Annotated in this window: 2 protein-coding genes; both read left to right on the forward strand. The window is 61.8% G+C overall.

Features of this window, described 5'->3' with window-relative positions; genetic code table 11:
- The coding region (locus tag WH5701_RS00490; RefSeq protein WP_006169835.1) for a class I SAM-dependent methyltransferase at positions 1-584 on the forward strand (584 nt) is incomplete at its 5' end.
- Entirely contained in the window at positions 581-1,261 is a 681-nt protein-coding gene (gene cobO / locus WH5701_RS00495; RefSeq protein WP_006169836.1) for a cob(I)yrinic acid a,c-diamide adenosyltransferase, read from the forward strand. The genes WH5701_RS00490 and cobO, both read left to right, overlap by 4 nt.
- The last annotated feature ends 143 nt before the right edge of the window (positions 1,262-1,404 follow it).

A 1,404-nucleotide genomic window follows, 5' to 3' on the forward strand; every position in this document is an offset into this window, starting at 1 on the left:
ACGACAGCGTCACGGCCGTGTCGTCGTTGAGTGTGGGCGGCGTTGCGCGACTGCGCGGGCTAGGCCTTGAAAGCCTGAGGAACCGGCTCGAGCCCGATGCCGAGATTCTGGATCTCTGCTGCGGCAGTGGTGAAGCGGCGGCCCCTTGGATCAGCGCTGGCTATGCGGTCACAGGGCTGGATGTGTCTCCACTCGCTCTCGACTTAGCCGAGCAGCGTCACCCCTTAATGCAACGGGTTGAAGGGCTTGCTGAGGCGCCGCCGCTAAAGGATCAAAGCTTTCATGCCATCCAGCTCAGTGTTGCCCTCCACGAGTTCCCGCGAGCGGAGCGGGAGCAAGTACTCAGCAGCGCCTTGAAGCTTCTGAAACCCGGGGGCTGGTTGGTGGTAGTGGATTTACACCCGGCGGATCCACTGATGCGACTCCCGCAGCAGGTGTTCTGCGCTTTGTTTGAAACCGAGACCGCCACCGCCATGCTGGAGGACGACCTACCGGCTCAACTGTCGGCTCTCGGCTTCCTCCATGTGGAGCAGGAGCTGTTGGCAGGTCGGGCTCTGCAACGGATCACTGCCCAACGCCCATGACCAACAACGCTCCGGAAACGACCCAGCTCGACCAATCCGCCGCCGAGCTCGGCATGGGCGGACATCTGGCCCCTGAACAGGACGATGCGGGCTACCGCAAACGGATGGAACGGCGCCAGGAAGTGCAGCGCCAACGGGTAGAAGAGCGCAACAATGAAAAAGGCCTGGTGATGGTGTTCACCGGCCAAGGCAAGGGCAAAACAACAGCCTCACTCGGCCTCGTGTTACGCACCCTGGGCCATGGCAAGCGCGTCGCCGTGATTCAGTTCATCAAAGGAGGCTGGGAGCCCGGTGAGGCTCGAGCCCTGCGCACCTTTGGCGATCAAGTGGTGTGGCATGCCCTGGGAGAAGGGTTCACCTGGGAAACCCAAGACCGAGCCCGCGACCAACAACTCGTGGAGGCGGCGTGGCAAATGGCACTCACCTATTTGCGTGATGCAGAGATCCAGCTCGTGGTGCTCGATGAAGTGAATGTGGCGATGAAACTCGGCTATATCTCCAGCGAAACCGTGCTGGCCGGGGTTCGAGAACGCCCAGACCTTACCCACGTGGCCCTCACGGGCCGAGGCGCACCGAAGGAGCTGATCGAGAACGCTGATCTGGTCACAGAAATGACCCTGGTCCGCCACCCGTTCCGCGAACAGGGCGTCAAAGCGCAGGCCGGAGTCGAGTACTAATCCCCAGCACTTAGAGCTCAAGATCGTCGAGATCGTTCTGCAACAGCCGGGTTGCGGCCGTGAGCACCGACAATCCGCTCACCAACAGAGCGCGATACACCAGGGGATCGCTCCAACAAGCGGGATCATGGCTGGCGCGCTCG

Origin of the sequence: Synechococcus sp. WH 5701 (assembly GCF_000153045.1) — a bacterium.
Taxonomy (GTDB): Bacteria; Cyanobacteriota; Cyanobacteriia; order PCC-6307; family Cyanobiaceae; genus Regnicoccus_A; species Regnicoccus_A antarcticus.